Origin of the sequence: Serratia sp. M24T3 (assembly GCF_000257645.1) — a bacterium.
Taxonomy (GTDB): domain Bacteria; phylum Pseudomonadota; class Gammaproteobacteria; order Enterobacterales; family Enterobacteriaceae; genus Rouxiella.
This window is the reverse complement of record NZ_AJHJ01000003.1, coordinates 39,018-65,585: the sequence shown is the minus strand read 5'-3', so window position 1 is coordinate 65,585 and position 26,568 is coordinate 39,018. Positions and strand designations below refer to the sequence as shown.

24 protein-coding genes are annotated in these 26,568 nt (G+C 53.9%); 14 read left to right on the top strand and 10 right to left on the bottom strand.

Going from position 1 to position 26,568, the window contains the following annotated elements; genetic code table 11:
• Positions 1-229 precede the first annotated feature (229 nt).
• The 11 genes from SPM24T3_RS03670 (at position 230) to SPM24T3_RS03620 (ending at position 12,143) form a co-directional block, all read left to right on the top strand.
• A complete protein-coding gene (locus tag SPM24T3_RS03670; protein ID WP_050956134.1) occupies positions 230-955 on the top strand; it encodes a FadR/GntR family transcriptional regulator in 726 nt (241 codons plus the stop codon).
• Complete coding sequence (locus SPM24T3_RS03665) at positions 955-1,980, top strand: ABC transporter ATP-binding protein (RefSeq protein ID WP_009635350.1); 1,026 nt, start codon at positions 955-957, stop codon at positions 1,978-1,980. The genes SPM24T3_RS03670 and SPM24T3_RS03665 overlap by 1 nt, the downstream gene beginning before the upstream one ends.
• Positions 1,977-3,092 (top strand): ABC transporter ATP-binding protein, encoded by a 1,116-nt coding sequence (locus SPM24T3_RS03660; RefSeq protein ID WP_009635349.1) that lies wholly within the window; start codon positions 1,977-1,979, stop codon positions 3,090-3,092. Before SPM24T3_RS03665 ends, SPM24T3_RS03660 begins: the two co-directional genes overlap by 4 nt.
• A complete protein-coding gene (locus SPM24T3_RS03655) occupies positions 3,089-4,621 on the top strand; it encodes an ABC transporter substrate-binding protein (protein WP_009635348.1) in 1,533 nt (510 codons plus the stop codon). The genes SPM24T3_RS03660 and SPM24T3_RS03655 overlap by 4 nt, the downstream gene beginning before the upstream one ends.
• A gap of 27 nt (positions 4,622-4,648) precedes the next feature.
• Positions 4,649-5,593 carry an ABC transporter permease gene (locus SPM24T3_RS03650; RefSeq protein WP_009635347.1) on the top strand — a complete coding sequence of 315 codons (945 nt, stop codon included), beginning with the start codon at positions 4,649-4,651 and terminating at the stop codon, positions 5,591-5,593.
• Position 5,594: 1 nt separating this feature from the next.
• The gene (locus tag SPM24T3_RS03645; RefSeq protein WP_009635346.1) at positions 5,595-6,470 is read left to right on the top strand and encodes an ABC transporter permease; all 876 of its coding nucleotides are present in this window, start codon (positions 5,595-5,597) and stop codon (positions 6,468-6,470) included.
• Between the two features lie 66 nt (positions 6,471-6,536).
• Positions 6,537-8,138, top strand: a complete 1,602-nt coding sequence (locus tag SPM24T3_RS03640; RefSeq protein ID WP_009635345.1) for a gamma-glutamyltransferase family protein — start codon at positions 6,537-6,539, stop codon at positions 8,136-8,138.
• Positions 8,139-8,304: 166 nt separating this feature from the next.
• Positions 8,305-9,210 (top strand): dihydrodipicolinate synthase family protein, encoded by a 906-nt coding sequence (locus SPM24T3_RS03635; RefSeq protein ID WP_009635344.1) that lies wholly within the window; start codon positions 8,305-8,307, stop codon positions 9,208-9,210.
• Positions 9,211-9,385: 175 nt separating this feature from the next.
• Positions 9,386-10,141 carry a siderophore-iron reductase FhuF gene (gene fhuF, locus SPM24T3_RS03630; protein ID WP_009635343.1) on the top strand — a complete coding sequence of 252 codons (756 nt, stop codon included), beginning with the start codon at positions 9,386-9,388 and terminating at the stop codon, positions 10,139-10,141.
• 126 nt (positions 10,142-10,267) lie between these two features.
• The gene (locus SPM24T3_RS03625; RefSeq protein ID WP_009635342.1) at positions 10,268-10,642 is read left to right on the top strand and encodes a hypothetical protein; all 375 of its coding nucleotides are present in this window, start codon (positions 10,268-10,270) and stop codon (positions 10,640-10,642) included.
• Between the two features lie 217 nt (positions 10,643-10,859).
• Complete coding sequence (locus SPM24T3_RS03620) at positions 10,860-12,143, top strand: MFS transporter (protein ID WP_009635341.1); 1,284 nt, start codon at positions 10,860-10,862, stop codon at positions 12,141-12,143.
• A gap of 129 nt (positions 12,144-12,272) precedes the next feature.
• Here the strand turns inward: SPM24T3_RS03620 and SPM24T3_RS03615 are convergent, their stop codons facing one another.
• Together SPM24T3_RS03615 and SPM24T3_RS03610 are read right to left on the bottom strand one after the other, a co-directional pair.
• Entirely contained in the window at positions 12,273-13,361 is a 1,089-nt protein-coding gene (locus tag SPM24T3_RS03615; RefSeq protein ID WP_009635340.1) for an iron-containing alcohol dehydrogenase family protein, read from the bottom strand.
• Positions 13,362-13,497: 136 nt separating this feature from the next.
• A complete protein-coding gene (locus tag SPM24T3_RS03610) occupies positions 13,498-15,018 on the bottom strand; it encodes a YchO/YchP family invasin (protein WP_009635339.1) in 1,521 nt (506 codons plus the stop codon).
• 521 nt (positions 15,019-15,539) lie between these two features.
• Here SPM24T3_RS03610 and SPM24T3_RS03605 point away from each other — a divergent pair.
• The 3 genes from SPM24T3_RS03605 to SPM24T3_RS03595 are packed head-to-tail and all read left to right on the top strand — an operon-like array spanning position 15,540 to position 19,324.
• Positions 15,540-16,310, top strand: coding sequence for a gluconate 2-dehydrogenase subunit 3 family protein (locus SPM24T3_RS03605; RefSeq protein ID WP_009635338.1), 771 nt, complete (start codon positions 15,540-15,542; stop codon positions 16,308-16,310).
• A gap of 18 nt (positions 16,311-16,328) precedes the next feature.
• Positions 16,329-18,092, top strand: a complete 1,764-nt coding sequence (locus SPM24T3_RS03600; RefSeq protein ID WP_009635337.1) for a GMC family oxidoreductase — start codon at positions 16,329-16,331, stop codon at positions 18,090-18,092.
• Positions 18,089-19,324: a cytochrome c gene (locus SPM24T3_RS03595; RefSeq protein WP_009635336.1), complete on the top strand. Its 1,236-nt coding sequence runs from the start codon at positions 18,089-18,091 to the stop codon at positions 19,322-19,324. The genes SPM24T3_RS03600 and SPM24T3_RS03595 overlap by 4 nt, the downstream gene beginning before the upstream one ends.
• Before the next feature lie 100 nt (positions 19,325-19,424).
• On the opposite strand, the gene SPM24T3_RS03590 is transcribed toward SPM24T3_RS03595, so the two are convergent.
• The 8 genes from SPM24T3_RS03590 to SPM24T3_RS03560 all read right to left on the bottom strand — a co-directional run bounded on the left by SPM24T3_RS03590 (position 19,425) and on the right by SPM24T3_RS03560 (position 26,563).
• Positions 19,425-20,309, bottom strand: coding sequence for a LysR family transcriptional regulator (locus tag SPM24T3_RS03590; RefSeq protein ID WP_009635335.1), 885 nt, complete (start codon positions 20,307-20,309; stop codon positions 19,425-19,427).
• Between the two features lie 101 nt (positions 20,310-20,410).
• Positions 20,411-20,683 (bottom strand): DUF2442 domain-containing protein, encoded by a 273-nt coding sequence (locus SPM24T3_RS03585; RefSeq protein ID WP_009635334.1) that lies wholly within the window; start codon positions 20,681-20,683, stop codon positions 20,411-20,413.
• Positions 20,667-20,900, bottom strand: coding sequence for a DUF4160 domain-containing protein (locus SPM24T3_RS24495; RefSeq protein WP_009635333.1), 234 nt, complete (start codon positions 20,898-20,900; stop codon positions 20,667-20,669). The genes SPM24T3_RS03585 and SPM24T3_RS24495 overlap by 17 nt, the downstream gene beginning before the upstream one ends.
• A 139-nt stretch (positions 20,901-21,039) precedes the next feature.
• The gene (locus SPM24T3_RS03580; protein WP_009635332.1) at positions 21,040-21,861 is read right to left on the bottom strand and encodes a M55 family metallopeptidase; all 822 of its coding nucleotides are present in this window, start codon (positions 21,859-21,861) and stop codon (positions 21,040-21,042) included.
• A gap of 16 nt (positions 21,862-21,877) precedes the next feature.
• On the bottom strand, positions 21,878-22,933 hold the full coding sequence (locus tag SPM24T3_RS03575) for a P1 family peptidase (protein ID WP_009635331.1): 1,056 nt from the start codon (positions 22,931-22,933) through the stop codon (positions 21,878-21,880).
• Positions 22,934-23,024: 91 nt separating this feature from the next.
• Complete coding sequence (locus SPM24T3_RS03570; protein WP_009635330.1) at positions 23,025-23,939, bottom strand: ABC transporter permease subunit; 915 nt, start codon at positions 23,937-23,939, stop codon at positions 23,025-23,027.
• Positions 23,940-23,947: 8 nt separating this feature from the next.
• Positions 23,948-24,868, bottom strand: a complete 921-nt coding sequence (locus SPM24T3_RS03565) for an ABC transporter permease (RefSeq protein WP_009635329.1) — start codon at positions 24,866-24,868, stop codon at positions 23,948-23,950.
• Between the two features lie 150 nt (positions 24,869-25,018).
• Entirely contained in the window at positions 25,019-26,563 is a 1,545-nt protein-coding gene (locus SPM24T3_RS03560) for a glutathione ABC transporter substrate-binding protein (RefSeq protein ID WP_009635328.1), read from the bottom strand.
• Positions 26,564-26,568 lie beyond the last annotated feature (5 nt).

Genomic DNA, 26,568 nt, shown 5'->3' with positions numbered 1-26,568 from the left:
ACTGAAAACAATCCCCAACAAGGTGCAAGGTTTTAGAAAAGACGATCAAATTGGGGCAGAGTCAGCAATGAACCTTTACTGATTGATTCAAGATCTGAATCATATTAACTCGCTGAAAATTATTGTTATCTATGGCTCATACACAAATAATTTCCGAACCAAGTACAAATTGGTTCGATTTGTGCAACCTATTTTCCATCAACATCACCAGCAGATTGAGACGCGGACCATGCCTGAGAAGCTCGACACTTTAAAAATCCACGGCAACTCGCATTCCGCACTGGAACAGTTGCGACAGCTGCTTGAGCAACATTCCGACGAGGGCCAGCCGCTGCCACCGGAGCGCGATCTGGTGCTGCGTTTTGGCGTCGGTCGGCGTGAGATCCGCCGCGCGCTTGACGTGTTGGCTGAGGAAGGACGTATCTGGCGTAAGCAAGGCAAAGGGACTTTTATCGGCCCCAAGGCCCCGGCCCAGCCGCTTAGCCTGCAAACTTTACCGCGACAGTCGAACCTGCTGGAAGTGATGGAAGCGCGGTTGCAGATTGAACCGGGGCTGGCGAAATACGCGGCGCTGCGGGCCACGCCCGAGCAGGTGCAGCTGATGTGGCGCCTGCTTGACCGCATGACCACGCTGGCGGCCGACGACGCCGACCAGATTGAACTGTGGGACAGCGCTTTTCACCGCGCTATCGCCGATGCTGCCGGAAACCGCCTGCTGCTCGGGCTGTTTGACGCCGTAGACGCAATCCGCCGTGACCCAAGCTGGCAGGCGGTGCGTGACAAGGCGCGAAATCAAGAACGCCTCGACATTTATGACCATCATCATCGGCGCATCGTGGAACATATCGCCGCCCGCCAACCGCTGGAAGCCGCCAGAATGATGCGCGAACACCTGCTTTTTTTACAGAACGCCTTTACCGCCGCCCTGAACAATGACGATGAGGAGCTTATTTGATGGACTCACACCCTGTTCCGCCGCTGCCCTTGCTGGCAATTGATCAATTAAAAGTCCAGTTTCGCGGCAGCCCGGCCACCGTGCTGGACGGTATTTCGCTGAAAATAGAAGCCGGAAAAACGCTGGCACTGGTCGGAGAATCCGGCTGCGGCAAGAGCGTGACCTCGCTGGCGCTGATGGGCCTGCTGCCACAAAACGCGCAAGTGTTGGAGGGCGAGGTACAGTTTGACGGCCACGGGCTGCTGACCCTGAGTGAACGGCAGTACGCCGATCTGCGCGGCCAGGATATTGCCATGATTTTTCAGGAGCCGATGACCTCGCTGAATCCCGCATTGACCCTCGGCGACCAGATAAGCGAGGCGGTGATGCGCCATCAGGATGTCGATAAAGCCGAGGCCCTGCGGCAAACCTTGCAAATTTTACAGCAAGTGCAGATTCCGGCTCCTGAACTGCGGATGAAAGCCTATCCGCATCAGCTTTCCGGCGGCATGCGCCAAAGGGTGATGATCGCAATGGCGCTGGTGAATCAACCCAGGCTGCTGATTGCCGATGAACCTACCACCGCGCTCGACGTCACTATCCAGGCGCAAATCCTTGCCCTGCTCAATCGCATGCAGCAACAAAGCGGCAGCGCAATGCTGTTGATCACTCATGACCTCGGCGTAGTGGCTGAAGTTGCCGATAACGTGGCGGTGATGTATGCCGGGCAAATCGTCGAACAGGGTGACGTTGCCGCGCTGTTCAACGATCCGCAGCATCCTTACACCATCGGGCTGATGGGATCGATGCCGTCTCTGGCCTCACGTCAGGGTCCGCTTTCAACCATTCCGGGCGCGGTGCCGCTGCCTGCCGACATGCCGCAGGGCTGTCGTTTCGCCACCCGCTGCCCGTTTGCCGATCTGCGCTGTCATCAGCATCGCCCCGCGCTGACCTCGCTGAACAATGCAACTCATCAGGTCGCCTGTTTTAAAGCACCGCTGGAACAGCACTTTTCCCTGCAAACCTCACTGGAGGCGATGCCATGAACACTCATCCGCACCCTATCCTCGAAGCCGTCGGTCTGAGCAAAGTATTTGCCGGTCCGCCGTCACTGTTTCGTAAGACTCCCGGCGTGCAGGCCGTAGACCGGGTTTCTCTGCGTATTTTTCAGGGCGAAACGCTGGCGATTGTTGGCGAGTCCGGCTCGGGAAAATCCACTCTTGGCCGCCTGTTACTGCAACTGCTGCGCGCCAGCGAGGGTGACGTGTTCTATCAAGGGCAAAATATCAGCCGCCTGTCGAATGCACAGATGAAGCCACTGCGCCGCGAGATGCAGATCATTTTTCAAGACCCGTTTGCCTCGCTGAATCCGCGCATGACCGTAGAGCAAATCGTCGGTGAACCGCTGTGGCTGCACAATATTGTGCCCGATGCCGCCGCGCGCCGTGAGAGAGTTCGCGAGCTGCTGACCACCGTCGGCCTGCCAGCCGCCTTCAGTGGGCGCTATCCGCACGAGTTCTCCGGTGGTCAGCGGCAAAGGATTGGCATTGCCCGCGCACTGGCTTCACAACCTAAACTGCTGCTTGGCGATGAACCTGTTTCGGCGCTGGACGTCTCGGTGCAGGCGCAGGTGGTAAATCTGCTGGAAAGCCTCAAGCAGCAGTTTGGCCTGACAATGATTGTCGTCGCCCACGGGCTGGCGGTGATCCGCCATATGAGTGACAGAGTGGCAGTGATGTATCTCGGGCAAATCGTCGAACTGGCCAAGGTGGACGATATTTTTGATGCCCCGCTGCATCCTTACACTCAGGCGCTGATTGCCTCCGCACCGCTGCTGACGCCGGGAGTAAAGCGGCCGGTAGACCTGTTGCAGGGCGATATGCCGAATCCGGCCAATATGCCCGGCGGCTGTCGTTTTCATACGCGCTGCGCCTACGCCACCGATCAGTGTCGGCGGGTGGAACCGCTGCTGGAAAATGTCGGCGACTCGCGGCAGGTGGCCTGCCATCGCTGGTCTGAGCTATTACGTTCCAGAACGGCGGTGCTTATTCCGCCTCCCTCGGCGGCCTTTACGCTGCGCCGCGCCCTATTCGAACAGGCCAGCAACCAGCTGGCGACCTCGCTTAACGCCAATACCACTGAAGGAACAACGCCATGAAATTTCGTCCCCGGCTGTCGGCAGCTCTTAGCGCCGTGCTGTTGCTGACCAGCGCTGCTTCTGTTTATGCGCAAAGTGCTCACGCAGAAAGTACTCTGCGCATCGGACTGGGCGCTGACCCGGACCAGCTTGACCCGGCCACTGCCCGCACCTATTACGGTCGCTTTGTCTTTAGCGCGATGTGCGATCGTCTGGTCGACGTCGATCAGCATCTGGCGATCGTTCCCGGCCTCGCTACCGACTGGTCATACAGCGCCGACGGCAAAACTCTGAGCATGAATCTGCGTCAGGGCGTGCTGTTCCACGACGGTGAAAAATTTGATGCAAACGCGGTGAAATACAACCTTGACCGTTACCTGACGCTGACCGGTTCGCTGCGCAAAAGCGAGATTTCTTCCATTGATTCGGTTGAGGTTACCGGCCCTTACAGCGTGAAAATACACCTGAAGAACCCGGATGCCGCACTGCTGATGCAGTTGACCGACCGCGCCGGTGCAATGATGGCCCCAATCGCCACCGCCAAAGGCAACGTGGCGGCGCATCCTGTGTGCTCCGGCCCTTATGAATTCGTCAGCCGCGTACAGCAGGACCGCATCGTGCTAAAGCGTTTTGACCAGTACTGGAATAAAAGCGCCTACCATTTTGACAAGATTATCTTCTTGCCGATCCCTGACGCCTCGGTGCGTTTGGCCAATCTGCAGGCAGGGGATCTGGACGTCACCGAGGGTATTGCCGCCACCGACGTAAAAACCGTGAAGGCAGACAGCAAGCTGGCACTGGCGACGGTGACAGGTCTGGGTTACATGGGGTTAACCGTCAATCTGAATAACGGAACCGCCAACACCACAGGCGAGCTGGCTAAAGAAACCAAGGTTCGCCAGGCACTCTCTTTGGCTATCGACCGTGATGCATTAAATCAGGTGGTGTTCCAGGGCCTGTTTACCCCAGCCAATCAGCCGTTCTCACCCGTCAGTCCTTACCACGTTGATTTGCCCATTCAGGCACGCAACATTGATAAAGCCAAGGCATTGCTGGCCGAGGCCGGGGTAAAAACGCCGCTGAATATCGACATGCTGGTGCCGAATAACCCTACCTCCCAGCAGGTGGCGCAGGTGTTACAGGCCATGGTCAGCGAGGCCGGTATTAACCTCAACTTGCAGATGACTGAATTCGCAACCCTGTTAGACAAACAGCAGCGCGGCGACTATCAACTCAGCATGTCCGGCTGGTCGGGTCGTCCTGACCCTGATGGCAGCATTTATTCGTTCCTCAACAGCAAAGGTGCGCTTAACGATGGCCGATACAGCAATCCCCAGGTTGATCAATGGCTGCTGAGCGCGCGCCAGACCAGCGATGTCTCTGCGCGCAAGGCGTTGTACAAAAATATCGTTGAGCAGGAAAACGTCGACTTGCCGATTGTTTATCTGTATTTCGAGCCGCGCATTTTCGGGATGAGCAAAAAAATTGCCGGCTTTACGCCGTATCCTGACGGGCTGATCCGCTTGCAGGGCATGACGCTGACGCAGTAATTCGTTAAACAGCAACAGGGGATTCTTATGCTGGAGTTGATTTTCAAACGTCTGATATCCGCCGTGCCGACGCTGTTTTTGGTCACGCTGATGGTGTTTTCGCTGCAAAAATTGCTGCCGGGCGACCCTATCACTGCAATGGCGGGCGAAGAGCGCGATCCGGCGGTGATCGCGCAGCTGCGGGCGGAATATCACCTCGACGATCCGATCCCGAGTCAGTATTTCCACTGGGTCGGCAACGCGCTGCACGGCGATTTTGGTATCTCGCTGCGCACTCAGGAACCGGTGCTGCAACTGATCGCCAGCAAATTGCCGGTTACGCTGGAGCTTTCTCTGTGGGCGATGTTGATTGCGCTGATTATCGGCATCGGCATGGGTATCACGGCGGCGGTAAATAAAGGTACCTGGATTGATAACGGGGCCAACTTTGTTGCGCTGTCCGGCATTTCGGTCCCGCATTTCTGGCTCGGCGTGTTGTTGATCATGTTTTTCTCGGTGAAATTGCAGTGGTTACCGGCCTCAGGTTACGTGCCGTTTTCCGAGGATCCGCTGCAAAATCTGCGCACCATGATTTTGCCGGCGGCGGTGCTTGGCACGGGTCTTTCTGCAACGCTGATGCGCCACACGCGAGCGGCAATGATTGCAGTAATGAAAACCGACTACATTCGTACCGCACGCGCCAAGGGTCTGCTGCGCAAGAAAGTGATCTTCAAACACGCACTGCGCAATGCGCTGGTACCGATTATTACTCTGACAACCCTGTTGTTCGGCGAACTGCTGGGCGGAGCGGTGTTGTGCGAACAGGTGTTCACCCTGCCCGGCTTTGGCAAGATGATTGTCGATTCAGTGTTCAACCGAGATTATGCGGTGGTTCAGGGCGTGGTAATGGTGGTCGCGGTGGGTTTTCTAGTGATGAACCTGCTGGCCGACGTACTTTATGTGCTGGTCAATCCACGGATGCGAAGGGGATAACATGAGCCAAGTCATTTTCTCGACTACACAGTCAGTTGGCGCAAAACGGCCTAATCGCGTGCTTGGCAAATTTTTGTCAAACAAAAGCGCGGTGATTGGCGCAGCGATTGTGATAATTTTTGCTTTGCTCGCCCTATTTGCGCCGTGGATTTCACCGTTTGATCCGATCAAGGCTGACTTTATGGCGGTGCGCAAAGCACCTTCCGCGCTGCACTGGCTGGGCACCGACGAATTGGGCCGCGACATTCTCTCGCGACTGTTTTGGGGGGCGCGCACCTCGCTGATGGCGGGCTGTGTTTCAGTGGTTATTGCTATCGCCATCGGCGTGCCGCTGGGCCTGCTGGCCGGCTACTGGCAAGGATGGAACGACAGCGTTATTTCAAGAATCATCGAGGCCATGCTTTCTTGCCCATTCCTGGTGCTGGCCATTGCGCTGGGTGCGTTTCTCGGCCCAAGTATTGGTAACGCGATGATCGCCATCGGGCTGTCTGCAATGCCGATTTTTGCCCGCCTGACCCGCGCGCAGGTGATGAACATCCGCAATGAAGAATATATAGAAGGCGCAAGGGCTATCGGCTTGCCCGACCGCTGGATAATCGTCAAATATGTGTTACCCAACGTGATGTCCCCGATTGTGGTTCAAGCCACGCTGGCCATTGCCTCGGCGATTATTACCGAGGCCAGCCTGTCGTTTCTGGGATTGGGCCAACAGCCCCCTTACGCCTCGTGGGGTGCGATGCTGAACACCGCGCGCAGCTTTCTGGGGCAGTCGCCGTGGATGTCACTGTTTCCCGGTCTGGCGATATTTCTCGCCGTACAAGGGTTTAATTTATTGGGCGATGGCTTGCGCGATGCGCTTGATCCGCGAGCGGATTAATATCTGGCAGCCCGCGCCTGACCGTGAATATCACCTTAAAACAGGCTCTCTTTTACAGGAGTAACTATGTCTCAGTCTTATGATTTTAACGTCGGCTATCCGACACTGCGCCCAAGCATGATGGGCGCCAATGCCGTCTGTGCCTCACAGCCTTTGGCGGCACAGGCAGGAATGCGCATGCTGATGCTGGGCGGCAACGCGGTGGATGCCGCCGTGGCAACCGCGATGGCACTGACCGTGGTTGAACCCAGCGGTAATGGCGTTGGCAGTGATGCCTTTGCCATTGTCTGGGATGGTAAAAAAGCCCATGCATTGAACGCCTCGGGGCGCTCACCGGCGGCCTGGAATGCAGAATATTTTGCCGGAAAATCAGCCATGCCAATGTACGGATGGGATTCGGTCTCAGTGCCGGGCGCAGTTTCCGCCTGGGTTGAATTGGCGAAAAAATTCGGTAGCCTGCCTTTGACTACGCTGGCGCAACCCGCTATCGACTATGCGCGCAATGGCTTTCCGGTATCGCCGCTGATTGGCCGCCTGTGGAAAATCGCGGTTAAAAAACTCAGCGATCAACCGGGCTTTAAAGAGTGCTTTGCCCCAAACGGCGTAGCCCCCCAAATTGGTGAAATCTTCCGTAACCCCGCGCTGGCCGACACATTGGAGCTGATTGCCAAAACCAGTGGCGAAGCGTTTTATCGCGGCGAACTGGCGGAGAAAATCATCGCCCACAGTCAATCCTGTGGCGGTGCCATGACGCTGGACGATTTGGCTAACCATCAGGTTGATTGGGTGGAAACCATGACCCAGTCGTTCGCCGGTGGAACGGTGCATGAATTGCCACCCAACGGTCAGGGGATCGCCACGCTGATTGCGCTGGGAATTCTGGAGAAGCTGGATATTGGCTCGCAGCCGGTAGATTCAGTGCAGACTATCCATTTATCGATTGAAGCGATGAAACTGGCGCTGGCCGATCTCGACCAGCATATTGCTGACGTCGATCATATGCATTTCAGCCCCGAACATTTGCTGAGCGACGAATATCTGCAACAGCGCGCCGACCTGATTGACCCCAAACGTGCCAGCGATGTGACTTACGGCTCACCAAAACCAGGCGGCACCGTGTATCTCACTACCGCCGATGCCAGCGGCATGATGGTGTCATTTATTCAGTCAAATTATATGGGCTTCGGTTCGGGCGTGGTAGTTCCAGGCACTGGGATTAGCATGCAGAATCGCGGCTGCGGCTTTGTGCTGGACCCGACGCACGCCAACTGTGTTGCGCCGAACAAACGCCCGCTGCATACCATTATTCCGGCGTTTGCAACTGACGGCGAAGGCAAGCCACTGATGTCGTTTGGCCTGATGGGCGGCCCGATGCAGGCTCAGGGACACTTACAGCTGGCGGTACGCGTTATGCTTTATGGGCAGAATCCGCAGGCCGCAATCGATGCGCCGCGCTGGAGGGTGACTGAGGGCCGTCAGGTGGCCATTGAATCAACGCTGGACACCAACACCCTCGCTGCGCTGCGTGCCATGGGACATGAGCTGATAGTAGAAGATCCGTTACAGGGTCACAACTTCGGCGGCGCACAGGTTATCGTTCGTCATCCGCAGGGCCATTACCTCGCGGGGACCGAATCGCGTAAAGATGGGCAGGCGCTGGTGATGTAAGGCCATCTCTTTTTACCCCCTTTGACCGAGGATAAAATGCCCTAAGATGTGACAGCGCTTCAACTTTTCCAGTTAAGGCGCTGTAAATTTCTCCGCGCTCTATAAAAAAATGAAACATCGTTCTATAAATGAACGATGTTCTTTTTTTATTATCCAGGAGAAGCTCATGACCACTCCCCAGTTTCACGGCGTGATCCCGCCGGTCCCCACTTTGCTTGACGCTCACCAACAGCTCGACAGGCAGGGCATGAAAAACCTGATTGATTTCACTATTGCCGGTGGCGTCAATGGGTTGTTCTTTCTTGGCAGCGCCGGGGAATTCGCGCACATGTCCGAGGCTCTGCGCCACGAGGTAGCGACCTTCTGCACCCAGTATGTCGATAAACGCGTGCCCGTGCTGATTGGTGCTGCACATCCGGGCACTGAAGCGACGCTGAGCTTTGCCCGCCATGCCAAGCGTGTCGGCGCGGACGGTGTGGTGGTGGTCAATCCTTACTACAATCCGCTGGCCGAAGAAAATATCTATCTGCATTACAGCTATCTGGCTGAAAACCTTGACCTGCCGATTGTCATTTACAATTTTCCGGCTCTGACCGGGCAGTCGATCCCGGTTTCGGTCATCACCCGCCTGGCGCAAAAATATCGCAACATTGTTGGGCTGAAAGACACCGTCGATAGCCTGAATCATATTCGTGAGACCCTCCAGGCAGTCAAGCCGCTGCGCCCTGATTTTGCGGTGTTTTCCGGTTACGATGAATATCTTTTTGGCACGCTGATTCTCGGGGGTGCAGGCTCTATCCCCGCCAGCGCCAATTTTGCTCCGCAGCTGACCTGCGGTATTTATCAGGCATGGCAGGATAAAGATTTTGCCAAAGCGGTTCAGTTGCAGCAGCAACTTTCCTGGCTGCCGCCGCTGTATGCACTCGATACCCCGTTTTATAACGTGATTAAACATGCGATTAAGCTGGTCGGCGTTGACGTGCAGGTCCACTCTTTGCGCCCCGCCCAGCCGCTGAGCGAAGCGAAAAAAGACCAAGTCAAAGCCATTTTGCAGCAGGCCAATCTGCTGTAGCGAGTAAAGCCATGCGTAGGTGGCACCTCACTTACGCTGGCTGCCCGAACTGCATAATTATTCAGCAATCGATTAGCTATCGATGTCAATACAAATAGAAATCATTATTATTTCTGTTGAGATTTAGATACTCTGAATCATCTTTACCGTTTTGGCTGACTCAACACTTTGAATTATGCAGATACTCTTCGATAGCTTCCGCGATGGCCCCCTGCCTTGGGTTGCCGACCAGTTCAAGTTTATGACTTCTGATGTGTCCGATGCGCTGCCGCTTAGCCTGCTGACCACTGAGGCCGGATGTGCCAGCCTGTTGGACCGCTATTTAACTGCGCATGCGCAAGAAGTCCGCCAAATCGATCAACGCCGCGCCCGCATCTCAATGTGGTCTCAATGGTATTTCGCCAATGTTCTGCCAAGCTGGGTCATTATCTCTCTAACCCATAACTGGCAGTTGCCCATCCGCCCTGACCAGCTTTATCTGAGTTTGCAGGAAGAGGGTCTGCCAAGTCAGATTTACCTACAGAGCGAAGGCGAGGCGTTTGTTGCCCATGATGACGCGCCATTTTATCGTTTTGAAGAGATGATTGAGCAACACTTACGCCCGGTTTGTCAGGCGCTGGCGGCAGTGTCCGACCTCAAGCCAGGTATTTATTGGGGCAATGCGGCGGTTCGCGTCAACTGGGGCATTCAGCAGGCTGAGTTGCTGAATATCGATACCCGTGAGGGCAAAGCGCTAATTGACGCACGCGAACTGTCGGCAGGCAGGAAAAATCCGCTGTTCCAGCCGCTGCGCCCGGAAAATCCCTGCGATCCGGCCAGTACGCTTTATCGCCGTCAATGCTGCCTGCGTTACGACTTGCCCGACGTCGCCATGTGCCCTTCCTGCCCGCTGTTGCTGGCAGAAAAACGTCGCCGAATTCCCACCCGATGAACTATTGGCACACAATTTATCGACACTTTTTTACTGTTTGGCTTAACTTAGTTGAAAAAATGATTGGATCTTAGCGGCAGAAAAATATAGTAATTAGGTTATATAAACAGCTAGGGGATAATGAATATGTCTAAACAACAGCCCGACGATCGAACTGCCTGGTATTCATCCTCAGCGCTGAAAACCAATCTGAACGACCTTAACTCATTGGCTACCGGGGTTTTAAACACCCTGTCGCAGCCGGTGAATCAGGTCTGGAACCACATTCTTGGCAAGCAAGAGCCGCTTCGAGCCAAGATTGTTCATCGCTACGCGGTGCCGTCATCGCGCACTATCAGCGTGGCAGAGGGTTTCTTCGGATTTATTCCCATCGAGTCTTACGAGAATGAAAAATACATTCTTGAAGTTGCCTACGGTGATCAACAGTATCAGGTAGAAGTGCCACGCGCTTACTATCAGAAAAGCAATATTGGCGACGGTATCGATATTCATACCCTCTAGATAATTAGCGGTGATTCGGTACGCCAGGGATCGGCGACTCACCTCCCGCCACCATTGCTCGCATTCGCGCAACTCTCGCTTTGTCTCCTCATCATTTGTATTTCGCCAAATCCGCACACGTCTCTGTCAATACAATGAATTTCATTGACATTATTTCCCTATCGGCTTAAAAATTAATCACTTACGCAAGTGTATTAATAATAAAATGGAAATGATGATGCTAACCGTTACGGCAGGACAATCGCGGCGTGCGCTGGTCGCAGGCTCCGTCGGCAATTTTATTGAATGGTATGAATTTGGCGTTTACGGCTATCTCGCGACAGTGATTGCCGGTAACTTCTTTACTCTCGATGGGCAAAGCGGGCTAACCGGCCTGATTCTGACTTACGCCTCTTTTGCGCTGGCATTCTTTTGCCGCCCGATTGGTGCCATCATCTTTGGCCGAATCGGCGACAAGATTGGCCGCAAGCCGACGCTGATTGCTGTCGTGCTGCTGATGACCGTTGCCACGGCAATTATCGGCCTGCTGCCGACCTACGCGGCGATCGGCGTCGCCGCTCCGCTGTTGTTAACCCTGATGCGTATGCTGCAAGGGCTGTTTGCCGGAGGCGAGTTCGGCGGTGCGGTGTCACTGATGACCGAATTCGCCCCCAAGGGTAAACGCGGAATTTATGGTGCCTGGCAGTCTTTCACCGTTTCTTTAGGGCTGCTGACTGGCGTAGGTCTGGTTGCATTGCTGGCACATTTTCTCACTGCGACACAGTTAACTCAGTGGGGCTGGCGTATTCCGTTCTTGCTGGCATTGCCGATGGGGCTGGTGGCGCTGTGGCTGCGTTTGCAGCTCGACGAAACTCCGGCGTTTAAACAGGCTAAAAGCATTGAATCAAAGCCGCTAAAAGCCTCTCCGGGGCAGACTATCAAGGCAATTGCATTGGGGATTGGCCGCATGATGGGCTGGTCAGCCGGTGGTTATACTTTTTTGGTGGTCATGCCCTCGTATCTGCAGACCTCGTTGCACGCGACTTTCCTGCAGGCGCTAGTGGCTACCGTGCTGGCGAATGTCGGGTTTGCGCTGGCTATCCTTCCGGCGGGTAAACTCAGTGACAAAATAGGTCGTAAAGCCGTGATGGTCGCCGCAATGCTGGTCATTATCATCCTGACCTTCCCTTTACTGCACCTGCTGCAGGACACACAAAGCAGCCTGATGGCCAAGGGAATTGCCGTGCTGATTGCCGGTGCTGCTATCGGTGTCGTTGCCGGACCTGGCCCTGCGATGCTGGCCGAGATGTTCCCGACCCACACGCGCTATACCGGCCTGGGGCTTTCCTATTCACTTTCCAACGCCGTTTTCTCTGGCTGTGCCGGACTGATTATCACCGGCCTTATCAAGGAAACCGGCAATCTGGATATTCCGGCTTATTATGTGGTTGCGACCTGTGTGGTGAGTTTATTTGCGCTGATGACCCTGCGGGGAAATGCGCACAGGCAGGAAGATTTTTAGATAATGATTGAGGAAGGAGTGAAGCTGCAATGCCCAGCTCCTTTTTGCTGAATATCATGTTTGATCAAGCTGATGATTATATGATCAATCCATTAAAAAGCGGTGCCGCGATAACTTTAAAATGTCTGTTTAAGCTTTGACCAGACTCAAGCGCTCGACTCGCGCAATCGCCTCATGCATTTGCTGATTCGTGACTTCCATTGGCATATTGGCCATGTCGGGCGTCTTGAGGCTTTGCTCGACGATCAGCTGTAAATCGGCTTCATCCAGACCGCTGGCAATCGCCTTGAGGTCCACCGGTATGGCGCAGGCGCGCGCAAGTTCAATGGCGGCAAGCAGCTCTGAATCAGGACGATTTTCCAAAGCCAGCAGGCAAAGATTGCCAAACCCCACCAGCAATCCGTGAGCAACCGGCCGAGTTTTTGCACAGGCGGTAAAACCATCGTAAAGGGCATGAGCCGCGCCAGTGTGCGCACCATTGCTCATGATGGAAGTCAGTCCGGCGTAAAGGAAAATGGCATCCAGTACCTGCTCCAGCGCCAGGTTGGCCTGCCCGGCGCGGACTGCTTCGCAGGCGTCAGCAGCATAATGCTGGATCAGCCTAAAGCAGAGTTCGCTGTTGGTGCGTGCGACACCGGCGAGACCTGACAACAGATTTAAATCGCTGATGGCGCGATATTCATACCATTTTGCCAGCGTATCGCCCATGCCTGCAGACAACCAGTGTAGTGGCGCGGTGGCCAGTAAATCTGCATCGATTACTACTGCAGCAGGCCCACAGGCCAGAGGAAACATATCGCGAAACTGGCCGTTTTGATGATAACGAAACGCCAGCGGTGTGACCGCCGAGCAGGTCCCGGCAATGCTTGGCAATGTCACAACCGGAATATTACACAACACGCCTGCGGCCTTGGCGGTATCTAAAGCACGGCCGCCGCCGGTGGCAATCACAACTTCAACACCCTGCATTTTAAGACGATCGGCCAGACGTTTGATTTCCTGCTCGCAGCATTGGCCTGCCAGTTTTTCATGTCCGAGATAACTGACCATTTGCTGGTCTAACTGGTCGGCGACTTTTGCCTCCACGCTGGCAATCCCCCGCTCACCACCGACCAATAGCGCGCGTTGCCCTAAACGGCCGCACATCGCGCCAAGGTGTTTGATTGCTCCACGCCCGCGCAGCACGCTGCCCGGAAAAACCAGTCGATGAGTGAACATAACGCTCCAGATGTGGAAAACCCTACACTCATTATGGAAGAGGAAATCTAAAAAAGCCTGCGCCGGGTTAACAGTCTGGCGAAATGATGTTGCACAGGCTGATTAGCTGCACAGGCTGATTAAAGGAAAGAGCAGATTAATGGCCGGAGCTGGACGAAGAGCTGAAACTCAGATCGTCCTGCTGCGGATAGGCACTCAACGGCGGCGAAACGTTGAGAGTGATCCAGTTTGAAGTCACGTTCTGCTGTTTGCTGTCCACTGCCGTCACCGAGAGGCGATAACTATTGCTTGCGCCGGGGCTGTCGTCCCATTTCGGCACAATCACAGTCCAACCGTCGGCATCGCTGTTGGATTTTGCTGAAGTCAGGCTGAGAGCCTGAGTATCACCCTGCCAGCTTAGCGCCTGTATTTTGTTGACCGCGTGGATTTCGAGCTTCAACGGCAGGCTTTCCCCGCCTTGCAATGTCCAGGGCGGTGTCGCCAGATAAACGGACAGCGTTTTGCGTTGGCGGAACTCCATGACAGGAATATTGTTACGATCGACGGCATCAAAACGGCTGCCGCGCAGTGAATGGGCTTCGGCGACATAATTTGGCGAAAGCTGCTGGTTTAGCGGCACGCCAAGTTTGTAGGTCAGGGATAACTGCACCAGATCCTGATTATCGCCACTTTGACCCTGTTGCCGCTCGGCGCTCACGGTAAACAGCGGCACCGGCGTGTAGTTAACACCCAGTGACAGCGCCGAAGGGTTGCTCTGATAATTGCCGTCGCCAAACAGGTCAACCCGATCGCCACGATACTGTTCATAACTGAGGGTGGCACCAATCTGGCGATAAAACGGCAGATAAGCCTTGGTGCGGATGTCATATCCCGAGGCCATGCGGCGCATCGTTGCAGAACCCTGCGACTCGGCATTATAGCCAGACAGCGGTTGGTAATAGTTAGCCGATAAATGCAGGTAATCGGTCCATGCTTCGGCACCAACGCTACCGCGTTTCAGATCGCTGACAAAATCATCATCGATAAAAGCATTGTATCCAAGCATCCAGGCTCCGGTTGACCAACGCTGGCCGAGACCAAAATTGCCGACATCGGCTCCACTCTGATGCTGGATCCCCACCTGGCTGTAAGTCAGCAGCGATTTGCTGGCATACAACGGGCTCAGCAAGGTTGCCGAACTCCCGCTCAAGTTACCGCCGCTGACGTCGAAATTAATAGTTGTCGTCCCCAGCGGAGAAAGCAGACTGGTGGTTTCCTGTTTGACCAGACGCGCAGCCTGCTCCAGTGCCAGCGTTTCCGCCTGCTCTCTTAAAGGGTCATCACTGCCGCTGGCCGTGCTGTCTTCGCCAAACTGTTTAAGGGTAGTGGCAACCTTGGTCTCAAACGCCTGGCTCTTCGCCGCTGGATTTTTATTCAGTGAACTGCCGAGATCGGGCAAGGCATTGGGATTACTGACCGGCTGGTTAAAAATCGAATTATAGGTTGAAGCCGGAGCGGAATAATCAGTGCCAGGGTTTAGCAGCAAGGCGGAATCAGTGATCAACGCCTGCGCGTCAAGCGGGATCAGGGCACAAGAAATCACAATGCCGACTGCTAACTTCAGAGGGCACAGAGGGCTCTTAACAAAACTGTAAAAATTTTTTGTGACGTCGGTCATAATCCACATATTTGGCCATCAAAATGAGATCTTACCGAACGAGGTCAGAATTACAAGGGTAAGGATTTTGTAAACCTCGGCAAATTACGCTCAAAGCTCTGAGAGTTGTTGCAATTCGTGTGATTTTTTCATTGCAGAAACAGTCGCTTAATTCCCTTGCAAAACCCATGGTTTAAATGACTAAAAAACAAGCTATAACCTTCTAATTAATAAGCCTTTGAAGGCGAGTTGATGGCTAAGCGCATTGCCTATAAATCCATAAAAAATCTCCAAAAATTACATCCACAAAATGAGATTTACACCTAAACAACAAAAATACACATTTCATTTACATAACTTAATATCCTATTCTTGCTATGCACTCTTGAAAAATGTCACCACCCGACTGAACACGTTGATCGTTCAGGGCGTCATTTTTCTGTCTTAACGTTTCCAGAATTTCGTTGAAAGCATCACTCCCTTTCAAGTTCAACGTATTAAAAAGAGGCGATTGCCTTATTTATAATTAACAGGGGAACTTTATGAGCAAGAAGACCTTGCCGGGCATTTCGCGTCGGCAAATTCTGTCGTTTACCGCTGCTTCCGCCGTTCTCGGCGCGGCCAAGGCGGCAAATGCCGTCAGCCTTAAAGGTACGCCAGTCTGGAGTCCTTTCGACAGCAGCCCACCGCCAAAAATTGAAACTGATGGTTGGGTCTTCTTTACCGATGCAGAGGCCGCAGCGGTTGAAGCCATCGTCGATCGTCTGGTGCCCGCCGACAATCTCAGCGTCGGTGGCAAAGACGCAGGCTGTGCAGTGTTTATCGACCATCAGCTGGCCGGATTTTACGGCACGTTTGATCGCCTATATATGCAAGGCCCCTTCCAGCCCGGTACGCCAGAACAGGGCGATCAATCCCCACTGGTACCTCAGCAGCGCTATCGTATCGGCCTTGCCGCACTGGAAGAATACACTCAGGCAACCTTCAAAAAATCCTTCAAGGATCTTACCGGCGACCAGCAGGACGATGTCCTGAAAGGGCTGGAAAGCGGCAAGATTGCCCTTGACTCCTCAAGCTTCAAGAATCAGATCGACTCCAAAATGTTTTTCGCCATCGTGCTGAAAAACACTATGGAAGGTTTCTTTGCCGACCCGATTTATGGCGGTAATCGCAACATGGTGTCGTGGAAAATGCTGGGTTTCCCTGGCGCGCGCTATGACTACCGCGAGTACATCGGCAAACATAATCAGAAACTCGATCTCGAACCTCTCAGCATCTCCGGCGGCGATGCATGGAAGATTTCCAAAAGCTAAGGGTTAAGGACTAGAAAAATGGCGAAAAAACTCCCTAAGACCGACGTAGTCGTGATTGGTCTCGGCTGGGCTGGATCGATTATTGCCCATGAACTGGCCGATGCCGGGCTTGATGTTGTTGCTATTGAACGCGGCCCATGGCGCGATACCGCGCGTGATTTTAACATTGCTACCGTGGCTGACGAACTGCGCTACAACACCCGCGAAGAGCTGATGCTGCGCAACCGGCAAAACACCATCACTATCCGTAATAATCCGTCGCAAACCGCGCTACCGATGCGCGAATGGGGCTCGTTCCATCCGGGTAACGGTACTGGCGGCGCTGGCAACCATTGGGCAGGTATTACTTTCCGCTTCCAGCCCCACGAGTTTCAATTACGTACTTATCTGCTTGATAAGTATGGCGCCAAGGAAATGCCACCCGAGCTGGTGCTGCAAGACTGGGGCACCGACTGGAGCGAGATGGAACCGCATTACGCCAAGTTTGAACAGTTGGCTGGCGTGTCGGGCAAAGCCTCGAACGTCAACGGCGAACATCACGAAGGCGGTAATCCGTTTGAAGGCATGCGATCTATTGAATATCCAACACGCCCTATGGATCAACCTTACGGGCCAACTCTGTTTGCCGAAGCCGCACGCAACATGGGTTACAAGGCTTTCCCTGTGCCGTCATCGCTCATTTCTGAGCCTTACACCAACCCGTTGGGCATCAAAATGGGCCCCTGCACTTTCTGCGGCTTTTGTACCAACTACGGCTGCGCCAACTATTCCAAGGCCAGCGCAATCACTACTGTACTTCCTGCATTGATCCGCAAGGATAATTTTGAAGCGCGCACCAGCTGTGAAGTGATGAAAGTCGTGATGGATGCCAGCGGTAAAAAAGCCACCGGGGTGATTTATATCGACTCCTCCGGCGACGAGTGGGAACAGCCTGCTGACCTGGTAGTCGTTAGCGCCTACACTTTCGAGAACGTTCGCCTGATGCTGCTTTCCGGCATCGGCAAACCTTATGATCCAGTAAGCAACAGCGGCACCACCGGCCGTAACTATGCTTATCAGACGGCGAACGGCGTGCAGCTTTTCTTCGACGACAAAAACTTCAACCCGTTTATCGGCGCGGGTGCGGTGGGCATGGGTATCGACGAATTTAACAACGATAACTTTGACCACAGCGGGCTTGGCTTCTTCGGCGGCGGCAGCATTCGAGTAACGCCTATCGGCGCAGCTCCGATTGGCTATCGCCCGGTGCCGCCTGGAACGCCAAAATGGGGTAAAGAATGGAAGCAAACCACGGTCAAGAACTACCTCAGCAGCATGTCGATCGGCTGTGAAGCCAGCAGTTACACCATCCGCACCAACTATCTGTCGCTGGATCCGACCTATAAAGATCCACTGGGCCGGCCACTGCTGCGCGTCACCTTCGACTTTCCGCAAAATGACCTGAAAATGGCCCAGTACTGTACCAGCAAAGTCGGCGAAATCGCCAAGGCAATGAATCCGCGCCAGTACGTTGAAAGCCCGACCAAGGGCCATTGGAACGGAACCCCTTATCAGTCCTCGCACGTTTGCGGCGGATTTGTGATGGGTGCCGACCCGTCTACCAGCTCGGTGAATAAATATCTGCAAGTCTGGGATGTGCCAAACCTGTTTGTGGTGGGGGCTTCTGCCTTCCCGCAGAACCCGGGATACAACCCAACCGGTACCGTGGGTGCCTTGGCATTCAAGGCTGCCGAAGCGATCCGCGATCGTTATCTTAAAAATCCTGGGGAGATGATTGTATGAAAAAACTGGCATCTTTTTCACTAGGATTATTGGCGCTGGGCATCAGTGCCCTGGCGCACGCGGGGGGTAACGGCGATTACTCACAGGTTGAGCGTGGCCGTTATCTGGCCACGTTAGGCGACTGCGCCGCCTGCCATACCTCGGGCGTTCAAGGCAGTAAACCTTATGCCGGTGGTGTAGCACTCCAGACCCCGTTTGGTTTACTGATGGGGGCTAACATTACCCCGGACCCTGATACCGGCATCGGCAAGTGGACCTTTGACGATTTCCAGCGCGCGATGTCTCATGGCATCGGCCACGACGGCGTTCGTCTTTATGGCGCGATGCCGTTTACTGCCTATACCAAAGTCACCCGCGAGGATAATCGGGCAATTTGGGAATATTTGCAGACGCTACAGCCGGTGCATAACACCGTGATATCTAACCAACTCCCCTTCCCGTTTAATATTCGCACCAGTCTGATCGTCTGGAACTGGATGAATTTCGAACAGGGCGCGTTTATTCCTGACCTGAAAAAGTCTGCCGACTGGAATCGCGGCGCTTATATTGTTGCCGGATTAGGGCACTGCGGCACCTGCCATACGCCGAAGAACCTGTTAGGTGGTGATAAAAACAGTCAGTATCTGCAAGGCGGCGTAGTTGAAGGCTGGATGGCGCCAGATATCACCGTCAACAATCACACCGGCATTGGCAAATGGACGGTAGAAGACATCACCGCGTACTTAAAAAATGGGATAAACCGCTACGATATGGCCTCTGGCCCAATGGCTGAAGAAGTTAAAAACTCGTCGAATCACTGGACTGACGCGGATTTGAAAGCGGTGGCGGTTTACCTGAAGGACAGCGGGCACGACAGTGGCAGTCAGCCACCGGAACCAATAAAAGCCAATGACAGCAGTATGATAGCTGGCAAAGCCATTTATGCCGACCGTTGTTCCGGCTGCCATACCCCTGATGGCAAAGGTCAGGAAGGCCTGTTCCCTCGACTGGCTGATTCACCGTTAATCGTTAGCAGCAATGCGACCTCGCTGATTCACGTAGTGCTGGCGGGCAGCCGACCGGTTGATACCGATGCAGCCCCAACGGCACCGGGCATGCCGTCGTTTGGTGGCAACATGAGTGATGCCGACGTAGCCAACGTGCTGACCTATATTCGCAACAGCTGGGGCAACTCGGCGTCGGCGGTTAGCAGCGGGGACGTGAAGGACTTACGGGATAAACTGCGGGAATAGTTTTTGATTCAAGCCGATGTTCCATGAACAGAACGCCAGATAGACAACAGGTGAGTAGGTATCTGGCGTTCTGTTTATGCACACAAGCGGGTGACTTTTCTCAAGACTCCCCCAGCTCCCAAAGCTTGTGCCTGATTGACTGCTGTAAGGCCAGACCAACCTGCGACTGTGGCTGATCGCGGCGGCTCAGCAGGATCACCTCAAACGGCAAAGCATCCACCACTGGAACAATTTTTAGCTGATTGACATATCGTTGGGCGGTGAAGGTATCGACAACGCCGACGCCACCGCCGGCTAGCACCATATCGGCAATCACCGAGTAAGTTTTGATATGCAACGACGCGTGCGGGGTCAGCCCCTGTTCGCGCAATACCCGATTAAGCACCTGCCCCAGCGGGTCTTGCTGTTGCAGCATCAGCAAATCATTTTCACTTAACCATTTCAGCGTTACCGGACCTTCAACCGGGCAATCCAGCGGCAACAATGCCACCATGTTGGCCGAATAAAGCGTTTCCGAAACCAGCTCGGCAGAAGCCTGCTCGCCAAAGGCCAACGCGAAATCCATTTTGTACTGTATCAAATCCTGACTCAGGGTATTAAAGTGCCCGGTCACCAGTTCAACACTGCCCGCTGGCGTTTTGCGGTGAAAATCAACCAACACCGGCGCCATCACGCTATGCCCCAGAGCGTGAGCGGACCCAATTCTGACGTGTTGACCCGCCCCCTGGCGCAACTGCTCGGCCAGGAATCCGATCGACTGAATGTGACTGAACAGCGCCTCTACCTCGGGCATTAACCTGCGCCCTTCCGGAGTAATGATCAGGCCCTGCGGAGTGCGGTCAAACAGGTTAAAACCAAGCTGCTGTTCGGCATGGTTCAGGACTCGGCTGACATTAGGCTGCGACACATTAAGCAACCGGGCAGCACCGCTGACGCTGCCTGCCTGCAAAACCGCCTGAAACACTTCAATATGACGCAAACGCATGCTGGTTTTCCCTTAGATGTCCCGTATCTGCAAAAAAATAAAAGCAGGTAACGAAAATACCAAAAAGCATCATGCCTTGCTTTATTAAGTTAGGAGATTTTCTAATGGCGAGGTAAAAGACCAGCAACACCCTTAATCCCCATCAGCAATCCTTCTGTGCTCAGGTCTTCATCAAGATCTGGCCAATGTATGCCTAATCCAGCGCCTGCCAGTTCCCAATTATTTCGTTGCTCGGGAGTGCCTGCATAGAGGCGAGGATACCATGCGATGGGCACGCTAATTGTTCTGCCATCCATCAAATCCACCGACAGACGGCTATCATCAATTCGCACATTCATTACGCGCAGGTCATTTTCCTTACATAAAATAAGCATCCCAAGCCTCCTGTAAAACGGTTCGATGATCTGAGACCATACGTTGAATTGTTCGCAGTTCATGTGAACGATATCCCACACTACTTGCTATGCTCAGATTATGTAACCATATTTTAGCCGTTGCGCAGCCCTTATCAATATGAATATGAGCTGGCTCGTTGGGCTCGTGGCTATAGAAATAGAAACGAAAACCGCCGATCCTTAAAATTGTTGGCATTATTGACTTCCCTGCGTTGAACCCGGTACATGAGCTATTTCGTAGCAAAAATGAGCAGCAAACAGAAATAATTAAGGACCGGTACTGGGAGCCAATTCTAATTCATCTTCAAAAATACCATTATCGCAAAGCGCTTAAATCATTTCTGGGTGGTCGCCAGATAAGAGAACGTGCCGAGCAGGCTTATAATCGCCGCGATCTGCGGGCTGGAATAGCCTACGGTGATAGCATCAATGCGCTCAACGCCGGGTATCATACAAAATAGATCGGCCAATACGGGTTTGGCGACCATCAGCTCAAGCCTGTAGGGACAACCAAAGCGACGTTCGACGCCTTTACCGGCATTTTTTACACTTTTAGCCGCCTGCTGACGAATTTTATCGCGGGCGAATTCAGGACTTATTGATTCGGCCGCATTGGCAGAAATCGCTCGCTTGACGCAAACGTAATCCGCTGCGGGATAATGGCGCATTACCCATTTTTCAAGCTGATCGTCCCCGGTGACCATCCACAGCGGGACATCAAGCTCGGCACCCAGCGCGGCATAGAGGTCGGTCTCACCCATTACGCTGCCATTAATTTTGATACGATAAAACGCCCGACCATTAATAGTATGCGCCAGCACGCCAAACTCACCGGCTGCGCTGTGAAAACCGACAAACATCATGCCGTCATAGCCGCCCTGCTCGAGCCCTTCCAGCATCGATAGCCCACGCGGTTTTCCCTGCACCAGACGCGCACGCGAGTCAATATTGGCCGCGCGCAAGTTCTGCATCATCGCATGGCTATCGGCGACGACGACTTGGGTTGCGCCGCCCTCGAAAGCTCCGGCAATCGCCGCGTTAACTTCTTGCTCCATCAGCCCGCGAGCGGTTTCATATTCAACGTTACCCGGACTGCACTGCTCTGGACGCATCACTCCCGCGATACCTTCAATGTCGGCGGATATAAATACTTTCATCAATTATCTCTTTAAATTAACGGGTCGCCAGACTGTCGAGTACGCCTGCCAGTCCTAAACGGAAATGTTTTTGGAAACCGATGACCGTTTCAGCGGCCAACATCGCATCAAGCACCGCCTGTTCGGTGGCATCGGCGGCCATCGCCAGCAGCGGTTCAAGCTGTTCATCGGCTAAAAGCTCGCCCTCACGGCAAGTGGAAAATGCCACCGCAATATCGCCCGACCCATGGCCCCAATAGCTGCCGAGTCGCCCCAGCCCTGCTCCGGCACGGCGCGCAATCCGCGTCAGCTGGCGACTATCGAGATGGCGATCGCAGGCCATGATAATAATGATTGAACCGGCATCAACCTGCGGTGCCAGCTCCGGCAATAGTTGCTCGATTTCAGCACCAATACGCACACCGTCCAGGGTCAACTCAGAAAGCACGCCAAAGTTGGCGAGTACCAACACGCCAATCTGCGTGTCTAGCTTTTCATCGTGGCGCGACGCTGTGCCAATCCCGCCTTTAAGACCAAAACAGCTCATTCCTCGTCCCGCGCCGACGCTGCCACGAGCAAAGTCAGTTGAGGCAGAATTTAATGCCGCTATGGCATTTTCTTCACTTAGCGCCATCGCCTGAATATCATTCAGATAGGCGTCATTGCATTCTAAAACCAGTGGATTGATCGTCGCACTGCCACGCCCAATCTGCGGAAAATCAGCACAGCTCTGTCGCACCATGGCGTTAAACAGTGTGCCAACAGAAAACGTATTGCCCAGCAGGATTGGGGTTTGCAGCTCGCCCAGCTCCATCACCTGCGTCAGGCCGACAGGTTTGGCAAAACCGTTCAACACCGCCGCGCCACAGGGTAAAGGATGGGTATAAAGATTGGCACCGGGCGGGACAATCGCCGTCACGCCAGTCTGAATCTCGCCCGCTGACAGCGTGCTATGACCTACCGTCACGCCTGCAATATCGCTGATGCTGTTGGTGGCACCGGTCGGTAAACGCGGGGTAAACAGTAGCCGCCTTTCACGCCAACGCTCCAGCAAGGCATCCACGCCACGCTGGTTAAATACATCTAAAGACATCGTTGTATCCTTACGAATCAATCAACTACGTCATTGACTCTGCCGCAAAACGTCAAGCGATCGCCACGGCTAGGTTAATGACGGCGGTGATTTACTTCTTCAATTTAGGGTCTAGAGTGTCGCGTAAAGCGTCACCCAAAAGATTAAATGCCAGCACGGTGAGGAAAATTGCCAGCCCCGGGAACACCGAGACGTTCCATTTTCCAGCCATCATCATGTTGCGGCTCATTGCCAAAATATTGCCCCACTCAGGCACGTCGGGCTCCGGGCCGAGGCCGATGAAACTCAGGCTGGCTGCGGTTAAAATACTGGTGCCGATACGCATGGTGAAATAGACAATCACGTTCGACAGCGTGCCCGGCAAAATATGGCGCAAAATGACGACTCTGTCCGGCGCGCCCACGCAGCGCACCGCCTCGACATAGGCACTTTGCTTAATCGACAGGGTTGAAGCGCGCACGATGCGGGCAAAAACCGGCACGCTGAATACCGCCACTGCGATAATCACATTGTTTAAACCCGGGCCGAGGATGGCAACCACCGCAATCGCCAGCATTACGCCGGGGAAAGCAAACAGCACGTCTGAGCCGCGCATGATCAACATATCGAGCCATTTGCCGTAATAACCCGCAAGCAGGCCGAGAATAACCCCCGCCACCATGCCCAGGGTTACCGATAGCAGGCCGACATAAAGTGAAATACGCGCACCGTAAATAATACGACTCAGCACGTCGCGCCCGAGGTCATCGGTGCCAAACCAGTGCGCGGCAGAAGGCCCGGCGCCTAACGCCATCCAGTCTGGCACCTGCGGATCGTACGGCGCTATCCACGGGGCAAAAATTGCCACCAGCACCAGTAACAGAATAAAAATCGAAGAGACAATCGCCATCGGATGACGAATAAAACTCTGGAAAAAATCTAGCCACGGCGAGCGGATGTCATCTTTCGAACTGATCGCCACCTCGGCAGGATCCAACGGCGGCAGGGTATTTGCAGGCTGAACCATAGATGCTCCTAACTCAGTCGAATCGACGGATTAACCACAGCATAAAGCAGGTCAACCAGCGTATTAATCACAATAAACTCGAATACAAACAGCATCACCAATGCCTGAATGACCGGCTGGTCCTGCGTTTGAATCGACTGAATAAGCAACCAACCCAGACCGGGCCAACTGAATACTGCCTCGACAATAATCGAGCCGCCGAGCAGGAACCCAAACTGTAACCCCAGCATGGTGATCACCGGGATCAGCGCGTTGCGCATGATGTGCTTCCAGGTCACCAACCGCGCGCGCAGGCCTTTGGCATTGGCGGTGCGTACATAGTCTTCCTGCGCAACATCAAGAAATGCCGAACGGGTAAAACGAGCCATCACTGCTGCCACCGACGATCCCAGAGTGATTGCCGGCAAAATAATATCGCTGGGTTTGTTGAAGCCGCTGACCGAGAAAATGCCAAACGGCATGGCGACAAACTGAATCAGCAGCAGCCCCAGCCAAAACGGCGGCATCGAAATCCCGCCGATTGCAAAACTCATTAGTGTCCAGTCTTGCCATTTACCGCGTTTCAAGGCCGACCAGACACCAATCACCAACCCCAACACCACTGACCAGGCAAATCCGGCCATTGCCAGATACAGCGTTGGCATAAAACCCGCTTCAATAACGCTTAACACCGGCTGGCGAGTGCGATAGGTAGTACCCAGATCGCCGTGAAACACTCCGCTTATCCAGTGCCAATACTGCGCCGGGAGAGGATCGTTTAAACCAAGCAGTTGCCGCGCTGACTCTACCTGCCCCAATGTCGCATCCTGCCCCGCATAGATACGCGCAGGGTCACCCGGCAGCAGCTTGATAAAACCAAATATCAGTAATGACACCACCAGCAGAACCGGGATCATTTCCAGTATTCGGCGGATAAAATATGTCAGCATAAAATCCCATTCCCCGATTACAAATCTACGTCCAACCGCCTGCAATCCAGACAATCTATAAGCGCGTTTAAGGGAAATCTCCTTCGGGTGCGCCAGCCCCGTGTATCTCGACTCAGTTGGCAACCTGCCTGTAAACTTCGCTAATAAAACTTATTTAAACTGTGCCTGATTAAACAACAGCGTGCCGTCAGCCAGCATAAACACGCCTGACAGGTCTTTGGTTTTACCGACCAGGTTGTCCGGAGAACCCAGGAAGGCGACCGGCGCGTCAGCCCACAGCAGTTTCTGCGCATCATCGTAAGAGGCTTTGCGCTTAGTCATATCCGCTGTTTGCAGCGCAGCAGTTATGTCCGCGTCTACCGCTTTGTTACTGTAGTAAGAAACGTTGTAGCCTTTAGGAATAAAGGATTCGGTGGCAAACAGCGGACGCAGCGCCCAGTCAGCATCACCGGTGGACGTTGACCACGAACCGTAATACATCTGCACCTTGGCATCGGCCGGATTCGGCGTGCTCCACAGACGCTGGTTGATACTGCCCGCATCCATGGGTACAAACTTCACGCGCACGCCAATCAGCCCCAACTGCTGCTTGATGAACTGGCCGGTGCGAATGCGGTCGGTTTTGTTCGAACTCCACATCTCAACGTCAAAGCCGTTCGGATAACCCGCTTCCTTCAGCAGTTCCTTCGCTTTGGCGATGTTGTAGCTGTAATCCGGTGTAGTCTGTTTCTGATAGAACTGGACGTGGCTCGGCAATGGCGAGGTCGATGTCTCACCCATACCGGCAAAACCGACTCTCAGCCACAGATTGCGGTCAATCGCATAGTTGATCGCCTGGCGAACGCGTGCATCCTTGAATTCTTTCATCTGCGTATTGAACGCGATGTAATAAAGGTAGATGCCCGGGTCGCGCTGAATATCCAGTTTCGGATCGTTTTTCACCGTATCAACCAGATCTGACGGCAATGGATACACCGCCTGCACCGCGCCAGACTTGAGCTTGGCAACCTGAGTCGAATCTTCTGGCGTTGGATAGAACGTTACAGAGTCAACTTTTGGCCAACCCTTCTGCCAGTAGTTATCGTATTTAACCAGCTTGACGTCTTTACCCTGCTGCCACTCAACGAATTTAAACGGACCTGTGCCCACTGGATGCACGCTGAGATCTGCTTCGTTTGGATAAGCTTTAAGTGATGCCGGGCTATGCATCACCGCAGAAGGGTGCGCCAGAGTGTTAATCATCGCGCCGAAAGGTTTGTTAAGCGTGATTTTGACCTGGTAAGGCGAGGTCACCTCAACGGTTTTAATCATACTAAACAATCCGTTACGCTTAAGGTGATTCGCTGGATTAGCCAGACGATCGAGGTTAACTTTCACCGCCTCGGCATTGAACGGCGTGCCGTCCTGGAAAGTGATGCCCTGACGCAGATTAATGGTGAACACCGTCGCCGTGTCATTGCTGGTGTAGTCAGTCGCCAACACAGGGATAATCTTCATCTGGTTATCAAATTCAAACAGACGCTGGAAAATACCCGTTTGCACCGAATAGCTCAGCGTGTCGGTAGTATCGTGCGGGTCAAAACCCGTGACATCCGCATACATCGAGATACTCAGATCTTTGGCCAGCGCCGAAGTGGTAAAGCACAGTGCCAGGCTGGCAGCTAATAGTGTCTTGCGGTTTAACATCGAATGCATGAACT

Excerpts from the sequence above, each read along its gene's own strand:
- SPM24T3_RS03670 (WP_050956134.1), top strand. The coding sequence starts at position 230 with ATGCCTGAGAAGCTCGACACTTTAAAAATCCACGGCAACTCGCATTCC.
- SPM24T3_RS03665 (WP_009635350.1), top strand. The coding sequence starts at position 955 with ATGGACTCACACCCTGTTCCGCCGCTGCCCTTGCTGGCAATTGATCAA.
- SPM24T3_RS03660 (WP_009635349.1), top strand. The coding sequence starts at position 1,977 with ATGAACACTCATCCGCACCCTATCCTCGAAGCCGTCGGTCTGAGCAAA.
- SPM24T3_RS03655 (WP_009635348.1), top strand. The coding sequence starts at position 3,089 with ATGAAATTTCGTCCCCGGCTGTCGGCAGCTCTTAGCGCCGTGCTGTTG.
- SPM24T3_RS03650 (WP_009635347.1), top strand. The coding sequence starts at position 4,649 with ATGCTGGAGTTGATTTTCAAACGTCTGATATCCGCCGTGCCGACGCTG.
- SPM24T3_RS03645 (WP_009635346.1), top strand. The coding sequence starts at position 5,595 with ATGAGCCAAGTCATTTTCTCGACTACACAGTCAGTTGGCGCAAAACGG.
- SPM24T3_RS03640 (WP_009635345.1), top strand. The coding sequence starts at position 6,537 with ATGTCTCAGTCTTATGATTTTAACGTCGGCTATCCGACACTGCGCCCA.
- SPM24T3_RS03635 (WP_009635344.1), top strand. The coding sequence starts at position 8,305 with ATGACCACTCCCCAGTTTCACGGCGTGATCCCGCCGGTCCCCACTTTG.
- fhuF (WP_009635343.1), top strand. The coding sequence starts at position 9,386 with ATGCAGATACTCTTCGATAGCTTCCGCGATGGCCCCCTGCCTTGGGTT.
- SPM24T3_RS03625 (WP_009635342.1), top strand. The coding sequence starts at position 10,268 with ATGTCTAAACAACAGCCCGACGATCGAACTGCCTGGTATTCATCCTCA.
- SPM24T3_RS03620 (WP_009635341.1), top strand. The coding sequence starts at position 10,860 with ATGCTAACCGTTACGGCAGGACAATCGCGGCGTGCGCTGGTCGCAGGC.
- SPM24T3_RS03615 (WP_009635340.1), bottom strand. The coding sequence starts at position 13,361 with ATGTTCACTCATCGACTGGTTTTTCCGGGCAGCGTGCTGCGCGGGCGT.
- SPM24T3_RS03610 (WP_009635339.1), bottom strand. The coding sequence starts at position 15,018 with ATGACCGACGTCACAAAAAATTTTTACAGTTTTGTTAAGAGCCCTCTG.
- SPM24T3_RS03605 (WP_009635338.1), top strand. The coding sequence starts at position 15,540 with ATGAGCAAGAAGACCTTGCCGGGCATTTCGCGTCGGCAAATTCTGTCG.
- SPM24T3_RS03600 (WP_009635337.1), top strand. The coding sequence starts at position 16,329 with ATGGCGAAAAAACTCCCTAAGACCGACGTAGTCGTGATTGGTCTCGGC.
- SPM24T3_RS03595 (WP_009635336.1), top strand. The coding sequence starts at position 18,089 with ATGAAAAAACTGGCATCTTTTTCACTAGGATTATTGGCGCTGGGCATC.
- SPM24T3_RS03590 (WP_009635335.1), bottom strand. The coding sequence starts at position 20,309 with ATGCGTTTGCGTCATATTGAAGTGTTTCAGGCGGTTTTGCAGGCAGGC.
- SPM24T3_RS03585 (WP_009635334.1), bottom strand. The coding sequence starts at position 20,683 with ATGCTTATTTTATGTAAGGAAAATGACCTGCGCGTAATGAATGTGCGA.
- SPM24T3_RS24495 (WP_009635333.1), bottom strand. The coding sequence starts at position 20,900 with ATGCCAACAATTTTAAGGATCGGCGGTTTTCGTTTCTATTTCTATAGC.
- SPM24T3_RS03580 (WP_009635332.1), bottom strand. The coding sequence starts at position 21,861 with ATGAAAGTATTTATATCCGCCGACATTGAAGGTATCGCGGGAGTGATG.
- SPM24T3_RS03575 (WP_009635331.1), bottom strand. The coding sequence starts at position 22,933 with ATGTCTTTAGATGTATTTAACCAGCGTGGCGTGGATGCCTTGCTGGAG.
- SPM24T3_RS03570 (WP_009635330.1), bottom strand. The coding sequence starts at position 23,939 with ATGGTTCAGCCTGCAAATACCCTGCCGCCGTTGGATCCTGCCGAGGTG.
- SPM24T3_RS03565 (WP_009635329.1), bottom strand. The coding sequence starts at position 24,868 with ATGCTGACATATTTTATCCGCCGAATACTGGAAATGATCCCGGTTCTG.
- SPM24T3_RS03560 (WP_009635328.1), bottom strand. The coding sequence starts at position 26,563 with ATGCATTCGATGTTAAACCGCAAGACACTATTAGCTGCCAGCCTGGCA.